The sequence below is a fragment of the Corynebacterium sp. LaCa_205 genome, from assembly GCF_057458085.1.
Map to the genome: position 1 here is coordinate 1,723,939 of NZ_CP190931.1, position 20,025 is coordinate 1,743,963.

At 49.1% G+C, this 20,025-nt stretch carries 13 protein-coding genes and 1 pseudogene; 5 read left to right on the forward strand and 9 right to left on the reverse strand.

Annotation, left to right across the window (positions count from 1 at the left end):
- Positions 1–334: 334 nt before the first annotated feature.
- The 4 genes and pseudogenes from ACP8J1_RS08335 to ACP8J1_RS08350 form a co-directional block, all read right to left on the reverse strand.
- A complete protein-coding gene (locus ACP8J1_RS08335; protein WP_023021104.1) occupies positions 335–2,242 on the reverse strand; it encodes a hypothetical protein in 1,908 nt (635 codons plus the stop codon).
- Between the two features lie 304 nt (positions 2,243–2,546).
- A complete protein-coding gene (locus ACP8J1_RS08340) occupies positions 2,547–3,815 on the reverse strand; it encodes an alpha/beta fold hydrolase (RefSeq protein ID WP_034655448.1) in 1,269 nt (422 codons plus the stop codon).
- 114 nt (positions 3,816–3,929) lie between these two features.
- Positions 3,930–4,837: pseudogene (locus tag ACP8J1_RS08345) on the reverse strand (UTP--glucose-1-phosphate uridylyltransferase).
- A gap of 704 nt (positions 4,838–5,541) precedes the next feature.
- Positions 5,542–6,741, reverse strand: coding sequence for a glycosyltransferase (locus tag ACP8J1_RS08350; RefSeq protein WP_232212602.1), 1,200 nt, complete (start codon positions 6,739–6,741; stop codon positions 5,542–5,544).
- A 184-nt stretch (positions 6,742–6,925) separates the two neighbouring features.
- Between ACP8J1_RS08350 and ACP8J1_RS08355 the strand changes: the two genes are divergently transcribed.
- The 3 genes from ACP8J1_RS08355 (at position 6,926) to ACP8J1_RS08365 (ending at position 11,153) form a co-directional block, all read left to right on the forward strand.
- A complete protein-coding gene (locus ACP8J1_RS08355; protein WP_005324271.1) occupies positions 6,926–7,201 on the forward strand; it encodes a hypothetical protein in 276 nt (91 codons plus the stop codon).
- Positions 7,194–9,845, forward strand: coding sequence for a glycosyltransferase family 2 protein (locus ACP8J1_RS08360; RefSeq protein WP_023021100.1), 2,652 nt, complete (start codon positions 7,194–7,196; stop codon positions 9,843–9,845). The genes ACP8J1_RS08355 and ACP8J1_RS08360 overlap by 8 nt, the downstream gene beginning before the upstream one ends.
- Before the next feature lie 75 nt (positions 9,846–9,920).
- Entirely contained in the window at positions 9,921–11,153 is a 1,233-nt protein-coding gene (locus ACP8J1_RS08365; protein ID WP_023027881.1) for a hypothetical protein, read from the forward strand.
- Positions 11,154–11,186: 33 nt separating this feature from the next.
- On the opposite strand, the gene ACP8J1_RS08370 is transcribed toward ACP8J1_RS08365, so the two are convergent.
- Entirely contained in the window at positions 11,187–11,963 is a 777-nt protein-coding gene (locus ACP8J1_RS08370; RefSeq protein ID WP_156900702.1) for a DUF6270 domain-containing protein, read from the reverse strand.
- Between the two features lie 123 nt (positions 11,964–12,086).
- Between ACP8J1_RS08370 and ACP8J1_RS08375 the strand changes: the two genes are divergently transcribed.
- Positions 12,087–13,034, forward strand: coding sequence for an ABC transporter permease (locus ACP8J1_RS08375; RefSeq protein ID WP_023021097.1), 948 nt, complete (start codon positions 12,087–12,089; stop codon positions 13,032–13,034).
- Positions 13,024–13,872, forward strand: coding sequence for an ABC transporter ATP-binding protein (locus tag ACP8J1_RS08380; protein WP_023021096.1), 849 nt, complete (start codon positions 13,024–13,026; stop codon positions 13,870–13,872). The genes ACP8J1_RS08375 and ACP8J1_RS08380 overlap by 11 nt, the downstream gene beginning before the upstream one ends.
- On the opposite strand, the gene ACP8J1_RS08385 is transcribed toward ACP8J1_RS08380, so the two are convergent.
- The 4 genes from ACP8J1_RS08385 to wecC form a co-directional block, all read right to left on the reverse strand.
- Positions 13,857–15,752: a glycosyltransferase family protein gene (locus tag ACP8J1_RS08385; protein ID WP_023021095.1), complete on the reverse strand. Its 1,896-nt coding sequence runs from the start codon at positions 15,750–15,752 to the stop codon at positions 13,857–13,859. The genes ACP8J1_RS08380 and ACP8J1_RS08385 overlap by 16 nt on opposite strands.
- Positions 15,753–17,180 (reverse strand): glycosyltransferase family 4 protein, encoded by a 1,428-nt coding sequence (locus ACP8J1_RS08390; protein WP_023021094.1) that lies wholly within the window; start codon positions 17,178–17,180, stop codon positions 15,753–15,755. It abuts the gene before it with no gap.
- A 1-nt stretch (position 17,181) separates the two neighbouring features.
- Positions 17,182–18,477 carry a glycosyltransferase family 4 protein gene (locus ACP8J1_RS08395; protein ID WP_034655454.1) on the reverse strand — a complete coding sequence of 432 codons (1,296 nt, stop codon included), beginning with the start codon at positions 18,475–18,477 and terminating at the stop codon, positions 17,182–17,184.
- 194 nt (positions 18,478–18,671) lie between these two features.
- A complete protein-coding gene (wecC, locus tag ACP8J1_RS08400) occupies positions 18,672–19,937 on the reverse strand; it encodes a UDP-N-acetyl-D-mannosamine dehydrogenase (protein ID WP_023021092.1) in 1,266 nt (421 codons plus the stop codon).
- Positions 19,938–20,025: the final 88 nt, after the last annotated feature.

Genomic DNA, 20,025 nt, shown 5'->3' on the forward strand with positions numbered 1-20,025 from the left:
ACCTTCATCCGCACCGGCGCACTGCACCTCCATGAGCTGCTGACCTGCGCCCGGAGAGTTTCTGGTCCGTGGAGAAGACCAACAACGGTGAATAGGAACTCAATAACCTCGGTGGAGCATTGGCCGCGCTGCGGGGGCTCGTTAAGGCTGGGTATAGAAGGAGCGGGCGCTTGGCGACGTCGCAGCTGCCAAGCGCCCGCCGCCACAAGCGCGGATTCCCCGTTTATTCTCCATCTCACGGGAAAGGCCCAACTCTGCACCTAGTGTGAAACCAGTTCATTCCACCGCAGAGTTCACACTCGCTTGTCCCCCTACCCAAATCACCGGAAGTCAGTTATTGCGCCGGAAGATCATGACGCAGGGTTCGCTCCCCAGTCGGCTTTCGCTTGAAGAACTTCACCGCAGATACGCCCATTCGCGTAGCTCGCGACCATGATTCCGATCCAGGCAAATTCTTTTGGAACGTCTCCTCAAGATACACGTTGTCACCTGGACACAGGTTATCTATGGAGAAGTTGATCGGACCACCGTATTCCGCTCCGTCAATCGCGAACATCGAATTACCATTAACTACGATTGCTAATTGCATGTAGTTCTTCGCGCCTGGATTTGTGTACGGTTGGTGGACTCGGAAACAAAGGGTTCCGCCCATCCTCACAGTGTGCAGGAAGACGCGCATCCGGTTTCCTGCCTGCAATGTATTCGGCGGCATCCTGAATGACTTCTTGATTTCGACATCGCAAAGATGATCACCCTGAGTGCTTACAACCTCTGCTGACAAAGGCGCGCGACCCGAGCCATTGTTGAGCTGTTCCCTCTTTAAGTCACGCCATGCAGAATATAGAGTCTCCTGGGAATTAACAGGGTACCGGTTGAGCTCTGGGGCATTTCTTTCAATTAAGTCCCTAACGATCAGACCTCCCCGAACTTCTTGTTCGTCGAATGCCGCCATTAAGTCCCTAACGCGGCGAATTCCTGCCGGAGCCCACGTATCAAACGCTGCATCAAGTTCATTATGAATCTCTCCGAGCCATTTGCCATGCCTGAATTCCCAGTAGGTGAGAGCACCGCGGCCGTATCCATAAAGATTCGAGTCAAAGCCCAAAGCCTTTAGCCTCGAAGAAACGTCTTCTGGGAAGTCACCCTGGCATTTTTCTACTAGGGCAGCAAACGACAGGTTCGTATTCCCTGTACGAGAAAGCTCGATGGCATTTCCACGGATGTTCAGCCATGCCCCTTCAAAAACTTTGCGATACGAAGCAACCAAGCGGTTCCCGTGGAAGCCCACCGTATTATTTTCTAGGAGTTGTTCTAGTTGGTCATCCACCATTTCGAGTGACTCCATGTCGAAATAAACATGGTCCTTCAAGTCGCAGGATGACAGCATTTGGCGCACGATCGACTCGTCATTTTCCATCGTTCGGCCAAAGAAAGAGCCTCGTTGTGCTAGGCCTTCCTCGCGTTTTGCAAGACCGTAGGTATACCCCACGATACGGTCCCAGTAAGGCTTGGCCATTGCAAGAACGAGCCGACTATCGACCCCGCCGCTAATTGAAAATGCAATCCTCGGATAGCGGTCAAAGTACTGCGACTGTGCTGCACGCCAAACGCGCTCAATTTCGGCGTACTTGGATTCCGAATCCCACTCATAAAAGGGATTAGCTTCACGCGGATAGAAGCGCACAGTTTCCCTCTCGTCCCAATTCAATTTGTGATTGGGGAGCAAGTGTCGTACTCCCTTGTACGGTGTTAAATCCGCAGCCCACTGGTACTCGGCAACACGAGCATTCTTGAGAGAATTGGAAAGTAACTCGTGTGGGGAAACTTGGTTCAAAAGGTGCAAGTGGGAAGCCGCAACTGGCTGGTCAGCCGAGTAATACACCGTCCTGTTTCCAATTGCGTCATTGTAGATCCAGGTTTTTCCGTGAAGGTGCAAAACAATAAGATAACGACCGCACAGATAGTCGAGCTCGTCTTCGAACAATTCAATCGACTCTTGTGCCAACCGCAAAAGGCGATGTGCCGAAGGGTCATCCTTTCCATCCTCCGAGCCCGAAGCCCAGTGCCCCCTAATGATCAAGAAATCTCCATTTTCAGCAGAGGCTTGATCTTCGTCTACGAAGCTATCACTCCACCACCAAAGACCATTCGGTAAAGCTCGCTTTTCAAAATGGACGATAGAGCCAAAGTCCCTGTTGGACAATACAAAACCACTGGCAAACGGAAGGCTTTTCTGAGTCATGCACGTAAGCTTAGCTTGGCAAACCTGCGCTTTGCCGAATACCCCAGAAAATCGGTTTCTACTAGAAACAATGTGCTGAAGTCCCGCTCGGCATACTCCTCCCCCGCCAAGTGCACTCGTTTACCACTTCCCCATAGGCTGCCACTGCTTCTGGAAAACAGTTAACCAAGACTAGGCAGCAAAATTGGTTGGCGCCTCCTCTATTACCCACCTCAAGACCCCGTTCCCGCGGCATCTAGACGTCGATTCTCAAAAGCGACGGTCCAAAGGAGATGCCACCGTCGCTCGTGGTGTCTGAGTGCACCTACAATGAAAACTCAGTTGCTACTGTTTTGGAGCAGAGCCGCAGCTTCACGCAAGGTTCCTCTACTTCCCCATTCCAGCTCCATTTGCGGAGAACAATGCGGACTCCCGTAGCAGACTCTGGGATTTGGAAGTCTTGATGCTGGCTCCAACGAGTTTCGGTTACTGGTTGTGAATAAACGAAGGCACTCTGAAGCCCATCAGACCAGCTTAGTCCTAGCTTTTTCGCCAGGTGCTTATCCATCTCTGCCTCATCAAAATGGATTTCTACCGCAAATGTTTTCGCAGGTAGCTCAACCGAAGAGCCAAGGTCCACTGAGCACACTCTGGTTAATGGAGGAAGCTGATACGTCTGTTCGAAAAGAACCGGATACTGTTCATCGATAACGCCAGCAGGAAGAGCAGCCGACCGACTGACTTTGATTTCCTTGTTAACGCCGCTCGATTTAATTTCCACACCTGCCAGATTGGCCCGCAATTCACTAGCGGATTTCGATGCAATCGTTGTTTCCAAAATCTGTACCAGTGATTCTTTAGCCGGAGCCATGTGCCCTTCCCCCAAGTCCGGCAGCAGTTCAACTAGCTTGTCTGGATTGCCGCACGTAGTTCTAAAGGTCGCAAAATGCTCGTTGAGATGATGAGAATCTCCCTCATTCTGCACGTAGACAACCATCGAATCGTTGTCCTCGGCATAATCACGCGCCACGTTGCCTTCAAACGGAAGGCGTTCGCTCCCCTCTTCAGCATGCCAAGCTTTACGCAGGTAGTAAGGAAAGTACATGTACCGTGCTATATCAACCTGGGGGTTTACCGCCACAGCAACTGCCTCCGCGAGACGCGCAGCATATTTAAGGGCGGCCCAGCCACCAGCAGAAGCGCCAAAGAAAATAGGGCGAGTACCTTGTGATACGACTCGGAAAACCTCCGTTAGTGTCTCAATCAAGTCCGGTTGTTCCAGACTTCCCGCATACCACCCCAGGCTAAGCGTTCGGTCAAGAATCATGGAGGGATCCGACACTAGGAGGACGTTTGCGTCGAGAGAAGAGGCCAGCCCGCGACCGGTCCAGAATGGAACCTCTCGAACCTTCGAGGACGCAGCGCTAAAACAAATTACTGTGCTTTCAGCCTGCTTGTTCGTCCAATGAAGGTGAATAGGAAGCTTATCTTCAATCGATATTGCACCACTGGAACTAGAATCCCAGTGTCGCCGAAACTCTTCTACCGACGAGAACTCTTGAAAGCTCAGGTTTTTGACCGCTCGGCGAGCCATACGCACGTCATTCCTTCTGCGCTGTTCAGCGCTTTTCCTCACATTAAATCTCGAGACCAGCATTGCTTTACCCGCGAAATTCTAAACAGAAATCCACCTGGCATCAGCAAAATTTTATCCTAGTTCTGGTCGGTATTTTTCCAACAATGCTTCCAAATCCCCAAACAATGCTGGGCCATACTTGGGGTGGCGAAGGCCAAACTCGACGCTAGCTGGAATGAAGCCAGCGGGATTGCCAAGGTCATGGCGGATGCCATCATGGACGACGACGTGAACGGGATGCCCCCCCGGAAATGAGGAGATCAATGGCGTCGGTAAGCTGCAGCTCCCCGCCCTTGCCCGGCTCGATCCGGCGCAATGCATCAAAAATGGCGCGATCCAGCAGATAGCGTCCTGTAGCGACCAAATTCGACGGCGCGTCCTCAACCGCAGGCTTCTCTACCATACCCACGACTTTCTTAACCCAGTCATCTTCGGTGCGCTCAACATCGAACACGCCATAACTTGATACGTGCGCAGGGTCCACTTCCACTGCCAAGAGCACCGACCCGCCGTGCTCTTTGCGCACCCGAATCATCTCACTCATCGCGGCAGTGGGCTCAATAACGTCATCGGGGAGCATGACCGCAAAGCAGTCTTCATCCTCATCCAAAACAGGCTCGGCCAAACCTACAGCATGTCCTAGCCCTAAAGGCTTCTCCTGAGTCACAGCAACTGGATGAATTCTCCGCGGCGCGCTGTACCTTCGCCGCCTGCTCATCCTTGCCCCGATCACGCAAAATTTCAACAAGCTCAGGGAACTCATCAAAATGACGCATAACCTCGTCTTTGCTCGGCGACGTCACAATAGCCAGTCTCGAGGCACCCGCTGCTGCGGCTTCTTCTGCGATCATCTCGATACCAGGCGTATCAACCACAGGAAGAAGCTCCTTTGGAACAGTCTTCGTAGCGGGAAGGAAACGGGTGCCCATGCCGGCGGCTGGGACGACGACGGTACGGACAGCAGTAAAATTAATTGGCATAGGCCTTACAATAAACGAATAGTCATCTTCCAAGTTCAACTGGCATAATTCCAACCGTTCAACTGGCATAATTCCAACCGCGAGGTCATTAAGAGCCCATTTTACCGTAACGATGTCGACTCCACGGTGCGCGGCTTAAAATAGTATTTTAAGCGAAAATCTGTTCTTAATTATAAAACGAGCCGATACTCAAATCTCCAATGCTACAAGAATGATAATTCAAATCTCTGAAGGACTAATCGCGAAATACAAACACGGATACGACCGAGATTAATCCACTCGTTAACCGAAAAGCTGCGGAGCTGCGTATACTTTGGCGGCATTTCAGCATCGCGCGGTGGCGCATGTTTGCCAATCATCCGCACAAATCAGAATGTCTAGAAATGTTCAATTCCCACTCCCTATTAGACACATCCACGGTCGGTGCAAAAGCGGACCGCCCGAACCGTAGCCTTGACAGGCACATGGCTGCTAACAACAAATTGGTATCTATGAAGGATTCCTTTAGTGGCAGGTCACCCGAAATGCACCGACAACAGATTGCGTTACCCGAAATCTAAAAATAGCCCCACTGACAAATGCAAAAAGGCATCTAGCCTAATAAGTCCACCTGCGCTGATGTACGGACCAGAATACAGACTAGGCCACCAATCTCCGTTCCGCACCTGTCACTCATTCTGGCTTCGCTTAATTTACGGCTCGCATCAACGCGCATTGATTTTATAATCCAGTTGCTTACGCTGCTTGCCCTTTTCGGAGTTAATTTCCGAAATAATTCGAATATTCCACTCGCCAACGTTGAAGTTTCCAGCTAACGCAAAATCTCCTGAATCTGCGTCCAGTGCCACTCTAGCCATTTCGCGGTAGATCCCGGTTTTTCCGGTCACATGAAGAGAAACCGTGGCTCCGTTGTTAGTCAGGCCAGTAAATTTGACGCGCCCCGCACTCACCTTGGCTTTGTGCATGGGCTGATACACATAAAGAAATGGAACAGTCGGATCAAAAATGGAGGAATTAGTCTTTACAATCTCCCGTTTTAGCTGTTTCATTGAAGCCTTGAGCTGTTCCATCTTCCACAGTTCGCCCTGAGCTCGGCGCCATGTCAGGCCGATAGTTGCAGGCATGGAGGCTTGAAGTTCCACCCACTCTCGCAAAGCTTCGAGGTCGATGCCGAATCGCTCCACATCTGCTGCAGAAATCTTTCTCCAGGCATCAATGCCGCCTACTCGCTTCTCATACGAACCGTCAGCTTGTTTATGGTAGGTGTACAGAAACTGTGGGCTTCCAACATCCGATGCGACTGACCTATACCCAAGGCGCTTTGCGACCGAGAGCCACTTGACATGATTCTGGAACATGACCTTGTCAAGTTCGGTCAGTTTCCCATAAAAAACTGTATTGCACGGATGCGATACATAGGTCAGATTACCTACTTCTTGGTCTGGAGCATTCAGCGCAAATCCCTTGGCCATAGAAACTACGGCAGGCTGGTCAGGTTCCTTTGCAATCTCATTAAAAACGTTGTCAAAGAAATCGGCAGCGATTGCATCATCATCGTCAATTCGAAGTACTGCGACCCTTTTTGACGGCGGAACTAAGGCTTTCACAGCGTTCATGATTGCATCTCTAGTTTGAGAGTTACTTTCCACGAAGACAAATCGGACAAAATCCTGAGCTCCGCCGGACACGATAGAATGCAATTCCTCATAAACTTGGGTAGGGATTGCACTATCTAGAACGACGTACCAATGGAAATTCCGCCCCCTGAAGCGAGACAAACTAGGTACCGTAATCGCTTTCAATAATCGCAGACGAGCTGCCCACCATTTCTTATCAAAAACACCGATTCCGCACCGTGTTACAGCAACGATTGGAGTTTCCCGGACAGACAAACTTTCCTCCACAAGGTGACGAGGTCGTGAGCATTTACGAAATGGCTGATAGACAGCAAGGCGGTGCAAAGCTGAACGAGCCCAACTCCACGATAATGACTTAGTCTACTTCAGTCTTCCGTAGACGTCACTCTGGTATGTTGAATCTGTAACTTTCACCTCGGCTAACCGTTTCAACGGCTAAAGGCACTTGTTTATGAACCAAACTCCTTTCACTAACGACGATGTCGCGAAACGAGCTCTCGAAGTCATCAATTCACTCTCGACTGAGCTGTCGACAACTTACAAAGACTTAGCCGCGGAAGCCGACCGCAGCGGCAAGCTCCTCGACGCCATCGAGAAACAGCAGAAAGAGATTTCATTCCTCAAACAACGCGTTGAGACGCTCGAGAGCACAAAGGCACTAAAGCTTCAACGCCGTTACTGGAAGTTAAAAGAAGGACTCCCCCTCGGGAAGGGAAAGAATGCGTAAAGAAGAGATTCAAGCTGAGCACAAGCGCCTACGAAAGGTAAAGAAAAACGCTGATGCCGGCCAGGTTCGTGCCGAGAGCTTTGGCAAGTCCAGCCAAACTCCGATGTTTCGCAATTACCTGACGGGTGTAGGCCCGCTGGTCAAACCGATTATTAAACGCAACGACTACCTTCGTGAATTTTCAAAATTCGAAAAAGATAACGCTTCCGCTATGCAGAAGCTCCTTGTGGAAGCAGAAGAGCTACCAAAAGCCATCACACAAAATTGGAACACCAAGCGAGAAGCAAAGATCGGAATCATCGCCGATCGCTTTCTCTATGAATCACTTGAAGTAGCTGCTGATTTCATCCCGATCACACCCGAGAACTTTCGCGAAGCCATTCCTCAGACTGACGTCCTCTTAGTCGTATCTGCTTGGCGCGGACTGAATGAAGAGTGGGTTAATCTACCGCGCAGGACCTCCGGAAAGCGAGAGCTCCTAGAAAAGACGATCATCCCTTTCGCGAAGGATCAAGGAATACCTGTGGTCTTCTATTCCAAAGAAGACCCACCGAACTATGAATCGTTTGTAAGCATGGCCCGTCTTGCAGATCACGTTTTCACTTCTGCCGAAGAGGTTATTCCCAAGTACAGGAAAGATATTCCAGATGGTATTCCTGTTGAGCCATTGCGGTTCGGAGTAAATTACAAAATCCACAACCCGCTAGGCTCTATGCGCCATATGGGGCGTGAGATGGTTTTCGCTGGCTCATGGATGAGCCACAAGTATCCTTCTCGTGCTGCAAGTACTGAGAAGATGTTTGACGGAGCACTTCGCGCAGGACTGCCTTTGTATGTTGTCGACAGGAACTTGGATCTTGACCCAAAGTCTTTTAAGAATTTGGAAAAGTACATGTTCCCCGACCGCTTTGTAGCTAATCTTCACCGGCCGCTACCCCACGATCAGCTGCTCCGTCTGCAGAAGCTTCTTCCTCTGGCATTCAATCTGAATTCTGTTTTGGGTAGCCAGACGATGTTCGCGAACCGAGTCGTTGAACTTCTCGCAATGGGAACGCTGCTGATTTCAAACTACAGCGCGGGCGTCAATACTCGTTACCCTTCGGTAGCCATAATGGATACCGAGCTCGACACACAACAGTTCCTCGAAACCCTGAGCGATGACTACCTCAGGTACTGCCAGGTCGAGGGCATTCGTGAAGTCTTCCTTCATGACACTGCCTTCGACAGGGTTGACAAGATCTTAAATTCCGTAGGCATCAACACCTCCGCGGACGACCACCGGATTCTCGTTGTTGCAAACAGCCAAGCCGAATTCGAGCAATTCCAACAGGCGCAAGCATCTGATTTTGAGTGCACTTACGTCCCCTCAAGCGAAGCCTCGAATATTAAGGGTTCCGAGCACGGTGACCTAGTTATCTTCGCCAATCGCCTCGAGGCTTTCGGCCCTGACATCATTAATGATGCCGTAGCTGCATATCGTTACTCAGCACCGGACGCGCTTTACATCACGGCTTTCGACTCAGAAGCCGAAGCTTACGAGCCTACGACCCACAACAATGGCATCTCAAAACCAGCTACTGCTTACTGGATCAACGCCGGAGAAATGGTGGACGATGCCACTGTTGAATCGTCAATGACCATCAAGTCAAGTTTCACCAGCAACAATGGAGCAAAGAAGACCCACCAGGAGGCTGAGCTTTCAGTAATTGTCCCCGCCTACAATAACGGTAAACACTTAATCCATAAATGTTGCCAATCCATTTTCCGAAGCAGCATTAACAAGCTAGCGAAGGTAATTATTGTCGATGACGGCTCCACAGACCCCAAAACACAGGCTACTTTGAGCCTTTTGGAGAAGACGAAGCTTAACGTTGAGGTATTCAGGTTCCCTCCTGGAGGCTCAGGCAGCGCCTCGCGTCCTCGCAACAAAGGACTGGAGCTAACCCAAACTCCATACGTGACGTATCTCGACCCAGACAACGAACAGGTTAATGACACCTATATTAGGTTGCTGGACCGAGTAAAAGACACCGGTGCGGACTTTGCTATTGGAAACATGGTTCGTTTTAAAGGAAAGCGTAACCGCATCAATAATTCCAAAGAACTCAAAAAGGCAATTGCGAAGAGCGCTGCTCTAGACGGAAATAACGCCGATCTCCTTGAGAAGCTCGGCTTCAAGCCGATGAGTATCCAGGCCCTTGTAGCCGATACTGCTTGGTTGAAGTCCCTCAACCTTGAACAGCCAGTGGGCGCAGTTGGGCAAGATTCTTATTTCTTCCAACAAATGCTGTACTACGCAAGGAAGGTTTCAATCACCAGTCGTGCAGCACATATCTACTATGCCGAAATTTCTACATCTACGGTTAATGCAATTTCGCCGAAGTATTACAGGAAATACCTCCCTCTAGAAGAGGATAGAGCTAAGTGGTTAGAGGAGGTTGGTCTGCTTCGCGCATACCAGGAGGATCGCTTCACCCAGTTCCTTGAGCATTGGTATGTAAAGAAACTGGAGAACGTTGATCCCGATGACCTCGATGAATGCATTGACCTCATCGGGGAGATTAATGGCATCTACGGATTATCGGAGGACTCGAACCCTGAAATCCAACGAATCATGGATAAGGCCCGCGCGCTGAAAAAGTAAGTAGCCCGATCTGGCTCCGTCACCCGTACCTTGTGTGTAACGCAGCCAGATTTACTAATTCCCTCTTTCAACTCGATGAACCAGACTTTTCAACGAACATTTTCTAAAGAGCCGAGCCACACCTTCTCGTCCGTCTCAGACTTCTTGTCTAATTGGAATTTCACCAAAGACACCGGGGATATCGAAGTGGAAATGGAAAAAGGAATTCCACTTCGAGTGCATTGGAGTTTTAGGGATTCCTCGCAAACTCTGGTTCGGTTCTTGCCAGCACCAGCCGGACATTTCAGGCTTCCTGGCTGGCAAGATGATTCCACTTTTCCGAGGCTTAAGTGCAACATCTTGCTTTTATCGGACCCTACCCTTCTGGCAGACGCCGGTCTCAGCCATACTTGGTTTGAATCCACAGAATTTTGCCCGAACCTTGAATCAAGCATCAATTCAATTCTGAGCCGTATAGGAGAAGAAAGCGAGCTCCTGACTTTTGGAGAGCTCTCCAGTGGTTTCGCCGCGATAAAATACGGAGCGGTCAACAACTCTCGCATCATAGCTATAGAGCCCAGTCTTACGCGTCACCACCTCCAAGGCTGGGACGACTATGTAGATTCGCTCAACCCTAAAGAGTCAGATTTAGACTGTGCCGCGACGGTACTTCCAGAAAGCTACTCACAGCGCTTGTGGGTGTTTACAAACCGCAGTGATTTTGAGTACAAGAAGGCGATGCTGGCTCCATTTTTGGAGACTACCCCGTTGAGCGTCGATCTGAAGCATGTGTCCTTCGCTGTTCAGCCCTCAGACAGGCTACTCACCAATAGCTCACTTGAAAGAATTGTCGAAGAATTGGTCTCCGCGGACCAGCAAAACTCCCCCTCAGGAAGCGGACTCCTAGTTGAACTCTCCAAGTCTAGAACGAAGCCATCCTTTGCGCGGGCTAGGTTACCAAGAAGAAAAATGGAAGTTCTTTTTGATGAAAATTTTTCTTTCACTAATCAGCTGAAGTCCTGCACCGTGAAGCTGCGTTCGACCAAGGCCTTGAATCACAAGGACCTAGTACTTCTCTTTGACCTCCATTCAACTCGCGAGAAACTCGCACCCAATGATGTTTCGCTTGGTTGGTCACCGAGCTTAGACTCCTTTTTCCACTACGTGGAAAGCCTTGCCCCCAATCAAGCCACCGCGGTTTCAGACTTGAGCCTTCCACCGTCGGTAACCGGTTTTCGCCTACGCTTAGCAAGGTGGGATATACCGGACGACCAGGAAATTGAAATTGATCTAGAAGCTGGTTTCGGATTTCAGACGACATCCTCTTAGGACATGCGCTGGCTGCTCTTCAAAATCGCCTCCTTACCGGTCGAAGGGGTTCTTCTTTCGGGCAAAACTTCGGATTTCCTTGTCGAGCTCCTGGTACAGCCCCTTTTCATAATGAAACGGGGCGCTACCCCATTTATGCTCCGGGTCACTGATCGTATTAGCTAAGCGCACAATCCTAATACCAAGGGTTTCAAGATGGGCCAGGTAATTTGAAAAGACATCGTTGTAGAACTCAATAGATTTTCCAGCAACCTTCTTATTCTTTTTACCGTGAGTATCTCTTACAGCCCACTCTGGGGCTAACACCAAGAGTCGTTCCTTGAGTTCTAGTTCCTGCAGAATCGCGACGAACATCGTAGCTGCTGCACACCACCGTGCATAATGCTCTTCTGAACCAAAAGCAATGAATCTCGCGTCTTCTAGGACCGGCGCTACTCTTTCGACGCGTTTAAGCTCTGCACTGTTAGTAACAACCGTCCCGTCACTGAATTGCCAGACACCAGAACGCTCTATGTTTAGGTCCCACAGGATCACATCCACACCGCGCATTTTCCTGAGCTCTTGTAAAAGCGCGCCGGAAGCATCTAAGTCCACCATCTTCTTCTGAAATGCACTAGGGAGGGATAACTCCGGTAAGTTAACGCGCGCATCTGTCCCCACAGAGAGCAAAGAGTTTCTCGCAACATATTTCGCAAGACTATAAGCATGGGGGTCGGCGAACGCCACGGTGTCGCGGCTCACGCAGCCCCCATATACAAAAACTCTCCATGCCTCTTTAGACAGGTCAAAAGCCTCTGCCGAATCTTGCATACCGCCCAGCATATAACACTGACACAGACCTATAGCTTAACGGCGCATGGCTCTGCTAAGCACTGGTTGTCTTAACTCGTACTATGGTAAGGAAAGTTGTTTTGGTCAGGAGTTCGTTACCGCATGATTAGACGCCGTTCTGGGAGCACACCCGCCCAATCTTCCAGCTCTATTGATGTACAAAGCTTAGTTCTGAGCAATGAGCTGGAAAAGGGGAAAGAAGCAGCAGTCCTAGTGTCTCGCGAGCCACTCGAGACTATTAACGCACTCCCGCGTTTTTCAGACTACGTTTCCCAATTATGGAAGCTGCGGCACTTTATTTATTTCGACGCACGTAGCAAAGCATTTAAGTCATCCCGCGATTTACTGCTGGGTAGAGCATGGATCATCATTCAGCCGCTTATCGACGTCATGGTTTATGCGTTTATCTTCGGTGTCATCCTCAAGACTTCTAGGGGAATTGACAACTTTCTTGGATACCTAACAATTGGCGTAATCTTCTTCGGATTCATCACGACTGGTTTAAACAGTGGTACTAAGCTCATTCAAAGTAGTTACGGTCTTATATCCTCATTTTCTTTCCCCAAAGCGGCTCTCCCGATTGCCTTAGTTACAAAGCAGTTCATTGACAACCTTCCTCCCGCAATTATCTCAATTGTCCTGTCTTTCGCTTTCCAGTGGCCACAGGGCCCCACTTGGGAGATTTTTCTCATTATCCCCCTATATATCCTGGCCCACCTACTAATTTTGGGCGTAATTTTTATCATTGCCCGGATAACAGCTTTCATCCCAGATCTGAAAGCACTAGTCGGTGTTCTCAGCCGCGCGCTGTTTTTCACCTCAGGCGTGTTTTTCTCTGTCGATAGGTTTAGCGGTAGCCCGACGGCGCAAAAAATCATGGAGAACAATCCAGGGTATATCTTCCTTCAGGCGTGCAGAGACGTCACGATCTACAATAAGCTTCCTGATCTATCCTCCTGGATCCATTTGGTTGCTTGGAGTTTTGGTCTCCTCATCATTGGGTTTATATTCTTCTGGAAGGCCGAAGAAAGGTACGCGAGTGTCAAATAAGACAACTGTTGTCGCCAGGAAGCTTGGCAAGTCTTATTTCGTTTCTAAAAACGGGTCCAATGTAGGCCTTTTCCGTAGCCGAATGAAGGAAGTGCGCGCCCTGAAGTCAGCTTCTTTTGTTGCTCACTCGGGCGAATCCATTGGTATCTTAGGAAAAAATGGCTCGGGAAAATCAACCCTGATTCGCCTAATGGCTGGGGCAGAATCCCCCTCTAAAGGTGAGGTTTATGTCTCCGCCAAACCGACCATGTTGGGCGTATCCGCTGCGCTCCAGCGGCAAATGTCGGGTCGCGATAATACGAAGCTAGGTCTACTAGCTATGGGCCTTCAACCTGATGAAGTTAACGAGCTTATTCCTAGCGTAATTGAATGGGCGGACCTTGAAGACGCCATTGATAGACCGCTAAAGACCTACTCATCGGGTATGACAGCTCGCTTAAAATTTGCGATTGCCACGTCAGTCAAACGGGAGATTCTCCTTATTGATGAGGCACTATCAACTGGTGACTCGACATTCGCTGCAAAGGCCAAGGAGCGAATGAACGACTTCTTAGACACAGCCGGAACCGTTTTCTTGGTGTCCCATGGTGCCACCACTATTCAGGAACATTGCTCACGGGCAATTTGGCTTCACGAGGGAGAAATGATTGCTGATGGGCCTGCTCACCAAGTTGCTAAATCTTACCGAGTCTGGGGCAACCGCGCCGCGACTGGGAAGGATGAAGAAGCAGACGCCATCATCGAAAAGATGCGAAGTAGATTCGAAGAGCCAAAAATAATCTTCGACGACGAAGCGGAGAAAGCCCTAAATAAGGGCTCCGCTCAGAAATCGAAATGATCTCTGAAGGTATTAAAAAGTACTACCTCGCTATTGGCTAAAAATTCTAGGTCTTTAGAACCCCAAGTATGATTTGTTTTTCCTCGGACCTGTAGGAAATTAAAACGATCCGCAGAATAGATGCGCCTTCCTGCCTTAACAAGACTAGACAGAAAGGCAGAATCTTCACCATTTGTTCTATCTTCAAAACGGTGAGTTTCAAATGTAGAACGAGGTCCAAATAAGGTTGGGCCAGCGACGAAGTCAGTCCAACGATGTTCCTTTACCGAGTTTTTTAGCGCAATAATTGAGCTTTCCTCTAAGGACACATACACAGCCTGCTTGCCAACTAGATCGGCCCCAGAGTATTTCAGAGAATAGTACTGGTCAAGAAGATAATGCCGGCCGTATTCATCATCATCATCCATTTTCGCAATGAAGTCCCCAGTGGAAAGCTCAACCAGGCGGTTTAAACAATTACCGAGGCTCTCGGCGGAGGAAACTTCCACCACTTTAAGATTTCGAACATTACTTTGCGCTTGCAATTGAGGAAGATCGACTTCTTGTTCATCAAAACCGTGAAGCGCCAAGCACAGTTCAATTTCCACACCACATTGTCGCCCGACTTGTTCAAGCAAATGCTGAATTTGGTTGGGCCGGTTAGTAGAACTTATAACAGAAATCCGCGGCTTTTCAGTCTGCTCGTTAGCGAAACCAAGTGTCTTTTCAAGCACAAACTTAGCTCGCTTTTCATAAGTGTGCTGAGCCCAAATTTTCCGCTGCGCTTTATGGACTATTCGGTCACGCAGTTCTTTCGAATTTACTAGAGCCCGCAGCAGGTGTTGCGCCTCGACTCCATCGCTCACTGTTGGTAGCTCTTCTTTGTTGAAAAATTGATGTATCGCTTCGCTGGGGGTACTCACAACGACAGTTCCAGAAGCCAAGATTTCAAAAACTCTCCTAGAACACATCGAAGTGCTGTCCACAACCGAATTAACGTTCAGAAATACCTTGTGTTGGCGGTATGCCGAGACCATTTTCTTATAAGGCAAGCCGCCGACTACGTACTTATCAAATGGCGTGGGGAACTGATAGCGCTCATCACCACCTGAATATCGCGAATAGATAGCCAATCCTGCCTGCATCCGCGGAGCCACAGCTGCGGCGGCGCCCAGGAGCAAGTCCATCTGCTCCCTGCGTTGTCGGAACTTGTGCTTAAAATACATACCCGCAAAAGCAATATCTCCAGACTTTTCATCGCCGCTGAGCCGGATGGGATTATGCAGCTTTGGCTGGGCTGCAAAAGGCAGACAATAGATCCTGTCATGCCCTAATTCTTCGATATATTCAGGAATTTTTTCTTCAGCGGTGGTAAAAACGACGTCGAAAAGCTTTGCTGTTCCCAAGAAATCGTGGAAATGAGGCGGATCCTCCTTATTCCAGAATGCCGTCGGAATTCCCCAACGTTTGCATGCTCTAATGAGCTCTCCCAGCTTTTCAGAGGGAGCGTTCTGTCCTGCGAGTTGATATTTCCACTTTCCGTTATTTCCATTCCAAGAAGACTCTACGAAAAGAAGGTCAATTTTCGGCGAATTCCCATCAGCCAGTTGTGACTCAAATTTTTCCGAGTCGAGAGGAATAGTATGGAATTCCTTACTCCATACTTCGAGGGAAAAATCATCCATGATGACTCCAACTTTTACAGCGCCAAAGCGTTGGCTTTTAAAACTTGGAGGAAGTGGTTTCACATGTAGTGGGTCGTGAGCATTCCTCAAAACCAGTTTATTATTTAATAGCCTGAATGCTTTCTGCCGAGTATTACGAATTCCGTTCGCCTTTGTATTTCGAACTGCTTTTGTAAGACCACTGCGAACAGTGGTCAAATAGTATTCAAAATTCATCTACTTACCTCCAGTCAGTTCGCTATACAACGCTTCTAGTTTCTTCACGTTATGTTCCCAGGTTCTGGTTCGCAGCCACTGGTCAACTCGTTCTTGGTCTATCTCGACGTTGCCGTCAAGAATCATCTTTATCTTTCTTACAAAATCTTCCAATTGCTCGGGTGCAAAATAGACCGCAAATTCTCCAGTGACTTCATGAAGTGCTGGGAGATCTGATGCCAGGACTGGAATTCCTACTCGCATGGCTTCTAGAGGTTTGATTGGGGTTACCCTCGCAGTAACTAGGCTAGAAATTCGTGGTACAACAAAAACGTCAAGCGCACGATACCACTCACCTATCGATTCAGTTGGTTGCTTCCCAGCGAAAACTACCCTGTCGTGTACTCCCAATGATCTTGCGAGTGCTTCAAGCCGACGTCGCTCTATTCCATCACCTACAAAAAGAGCATTAACTTCCACTGGCAAGTAGGGCAATGCCCGTATAACGATAGTTAAGCCCTCGTAATGCACAAGACTAGACACGGTCCCGATATATTTCTTGTTGTTATCGAGCAATGATGAAACAAGCTTTTGGGCCGAATCATGGCTTTCCGCGGCTTTACCGCCTTCAGGCAGACTATTCGGAATTACCCAAGCCAGGCGTGGGTCAATTCCATTTGAAACAGCATATTCTTTCGCCACCTCACTGAGAAAAATGGCACGGCCCGCTTTCCCCACCGCTTCCATTTCTTTTTCGTGGGCATAGTTATAGTATCCGGACGCAGCAGCCGCTTTTCTCTCCGCAGCTTCAAACTGGCTTAGCCACGTATTCTCCCGTTCTCCCCTCACTTCATAAACCCACGGAATCGAAAGCCGCTTCGCCACCTGAGATGCTACGTATGCATTTCTAAAATCAGTTGTCGTATGAATGACTCCGACCTGCTCTGCCTCAGCAATTTTCGTCAGTTCTCGAATTTCCTCTCGAGCACGAAGCCGACTGCTCGGAGGGAAAAACCGCGGAACGATCCTACGATAAGTAACGCCGTCGAGAACATCTTCCCTAGACTTTGGGATGCGGCCCACGACCAAAGGATAGCCAAGACGAGTAACGCAAATTATCTTTCTTGAGTTTATTTTGTTATGCGTCCTGAGCATGCCATGAGTCCGTACGGTGTAACCCGATTGTGTATAGGGCGTCGAATTATTGGCGAAATAAAGCACTGCCTTCCGCTCATCTTTCGAGCCCCTCGTGCTTCGATGAATTTGTCCCGGCAATTCATAGTTGTGCGGTTCCTTAGTACTCCAAAAAGGCGCAGAAGTTTCATTTTTAGAGGCCATCCAAAAACGAATCCCAAACCGCTGCTGTACCTTCAGGCAGAATTCGATGGGATTTTCCCACAACAGGCTGATGATGGTTGATGGAAGGGAAAAGTAGGGACGAAGCCACATCCTACTTATCTCCAATAACGTTACGAATGAAGGAATGAAGTTTTTCCGGGGCGATTCTAGTCCTTTCTTTTTCGACCCATTCTTTGCCGAGACTTCCTACACGGAGCTGACTAGGATTTTTTGCTAACCGTATCCACAGGGCGGCAAGCTCTTCGGGCTTCTCAGGAGGAACAACTTCACCTGCATTGCAGCTTTCAATGATCTCCGCGGCTTCTCCCGCCACTACACCGGAAATGTGCAGGCCGGATGACATTAACTCATAAGTTTTTGAAGGAACGGCTCGCTCTAGAGGCTCCCAATCGGTTAGATGCACCAACGCAGTATCGGCCCATTCGTAATGTTCATCGAGCGCATCAGCTGGCCGGCGAAAATAGAATTCAGCACGAACCTTGAGTTCCTCAGCCATTTCGCTCAAAGCTTCTTTCGCAGCCCCGGCACCCACAAATCTTAAATGAACGTCAACACCGGCGGTAGCGGCTATCCTAGCCGCTTCAACGGCATTGGCAAGGTTTTGAGCTCTACCGATGGTCCCTGCATAAAGGACATTCAAAGCTCGCTTGTCATCTTCACTCACATAACGGTGTACAAAATCAGTCCGCGAGGGGAACACATTCCGGATAGTTACTAAGGGTATTTCACGACCGATATTGGAAAATCTATTCCTTAGGTTTTTCTCCAAGTGGCTCGAGGTCACCATCACTCCGCTCGAATGTTCAAGGACCCAATTAACCGATCGGTCCGTCAACCATGAAGCACCTTGCAGGGATCCATGCGAAAGGAGTAACTCTCGAAACGAGCGGGAACCGACGCTTCTATTCCACTGGTCAGATTGAGAAAGAAGATCTGGCCAAGCGTCGCGCAAATCAATTACGTACGGAGCATGCAATACCTTCGACGCAAAATAAGTAACTACGGCTGTAGGCAATGCAGGTACAGTACCGACGATTACATCTGGCTTTCTAGACGAACGGCTAAAACTCAAAGCGGACAGTTTTAGCATCATTCCCATGGCGACCGTAAGCTGATTCAGTGCCTTCTGCGTTAATGAATTTCCACTTGGAATGAAAAAGGTTCGATGAATTCTTTCACCTGAGGGTCCGAACTCTAAATCTCTCCAGCCACGCCCAACAACCTGCCTTACCCAAGCTAGAAGCTTCAGATTTCTACGATAGTGCGGGGGTGGAGCAATGACTTCAAGTGCAAATTCGTCCCTAAGCAAATCTGAAAGCCAAGTCCAACGCCGTTGAGGTACGCCATTTTCCGGATACCAATACTGCGATATCACCAGGATTTTCAAGAAAGGCTCCCACCTTCGCTCAGACCAAAAGGGAACTAATATCCTAACCAAAAATTGTCTACTCAAAGACCAATTTGCGCTTATCAGAACAGTATAAGCCACGGTTGCAAAGGAGCGTGGCTTAGGGGAGTACTTCAACTTTGTAAAGAGACTGGGAGGCACCAAATTATTTTGGCGCCTCCCACGAATCACTATTAAGAGCGCCAGATTCCCTTAGTGTCGATAACTGACTTTCCCTCAAGCAAGGTAGTGTCCATCTGGAGAAACTCCTTGTGGTTAACCAAAAGTAGAACCACATCTGCGTCATGTACGGCAGTTTCTAGGTCCTGCTTTTTCAAATTAGGTACTGAGGAGAGCGAATCAGGCAGTTCCGCAACATTCGGTTCGACTACTCGGATATCTAGATCTGGGTTCTCCTCACCAAGCGTTTTCACAATACTCAGCGAAGGGGACTCTCGAAGATCGTCGATATCGTTCTTAAAGGCGATACCAAGGGCCGCAACTGTGGAGCTCTCCTTACCTTCAAACGCGGCCTTAACTTGCTCAATTACCCAAGCTGGCTTTCCATCATTAACGTCTCGAGCCATCTTGATAATCTTCGCTTCTTCAGGAACGGAGGAGACGATGAACCACGGATCGACTGCAATGCAATGGCCGCCAACTCCAGGTCCCGGTTGCAGGATATTAACTCGTGGATGGTGGTTAGCCAGATCAATGAGCTCCCACACGTCGATTCCCAAGCGGTCACTGATCAGCGATAACTCATTAGCGAATGCGATATTCACGTCCCTAAAGGAATTCTCGGTGAGCTTGGCCATCTCAGCTGTCGTGGCATTGGTCTGCAGCAACTCAGCAGTACAGAAGGTGCCATACAAATCAACAGCAAGCTGCGTACCCCGTGGGGTCAAACCACCGATGACACGATCGTTGTTTTCCATCTCTTCCATAATCTGCCCCGGCAGCACTCGCTCAGGACAGTGGGCTACGAAAATTGCATTTTCGTCGTCTTCATCAAGAGACAGGTCAGGGCGAAGCTCAAGGATGTAATTCGCCATATCTTCGGTAGTTCCTGGAGGAGAAGTAGACTCCAGAACAACCAATGCACCAGGGCGCAGGTGCGGGGCCATAGCCTCAACCGCGGAATCGATGAACTTGGTATCAACCTTGTGGTCTTCCTTGAAAGGGGTAGGAACGCAGACGATATATGCATCCGCTTCAACCTGTTCGGTCTGGGCTACCAAGTACCCTTCATCTACGACTCGCTTTAGAAGAACATCGAACCCTGGCTCAAAGAAAGGTACTTCCCCTTTGTTGATTGACTCTACGAACTTAGAATTCACATCAACGCCGGTGACGTGAACTCCCTTGGAAGCAATGAACGCAGCGGTGGGCAATCCGATATAGCCCAATCCAACCACACAAACTTTTTCAAATGTCTGAGGAGACTTTTCAGAATGCATGAATACCTTTCTCGAATACTTTCAAACCCATACCCTACACAGAATTTAAACCTGGCTCAGCGGGAAAGTCCTACTGATCTTCCGGGGA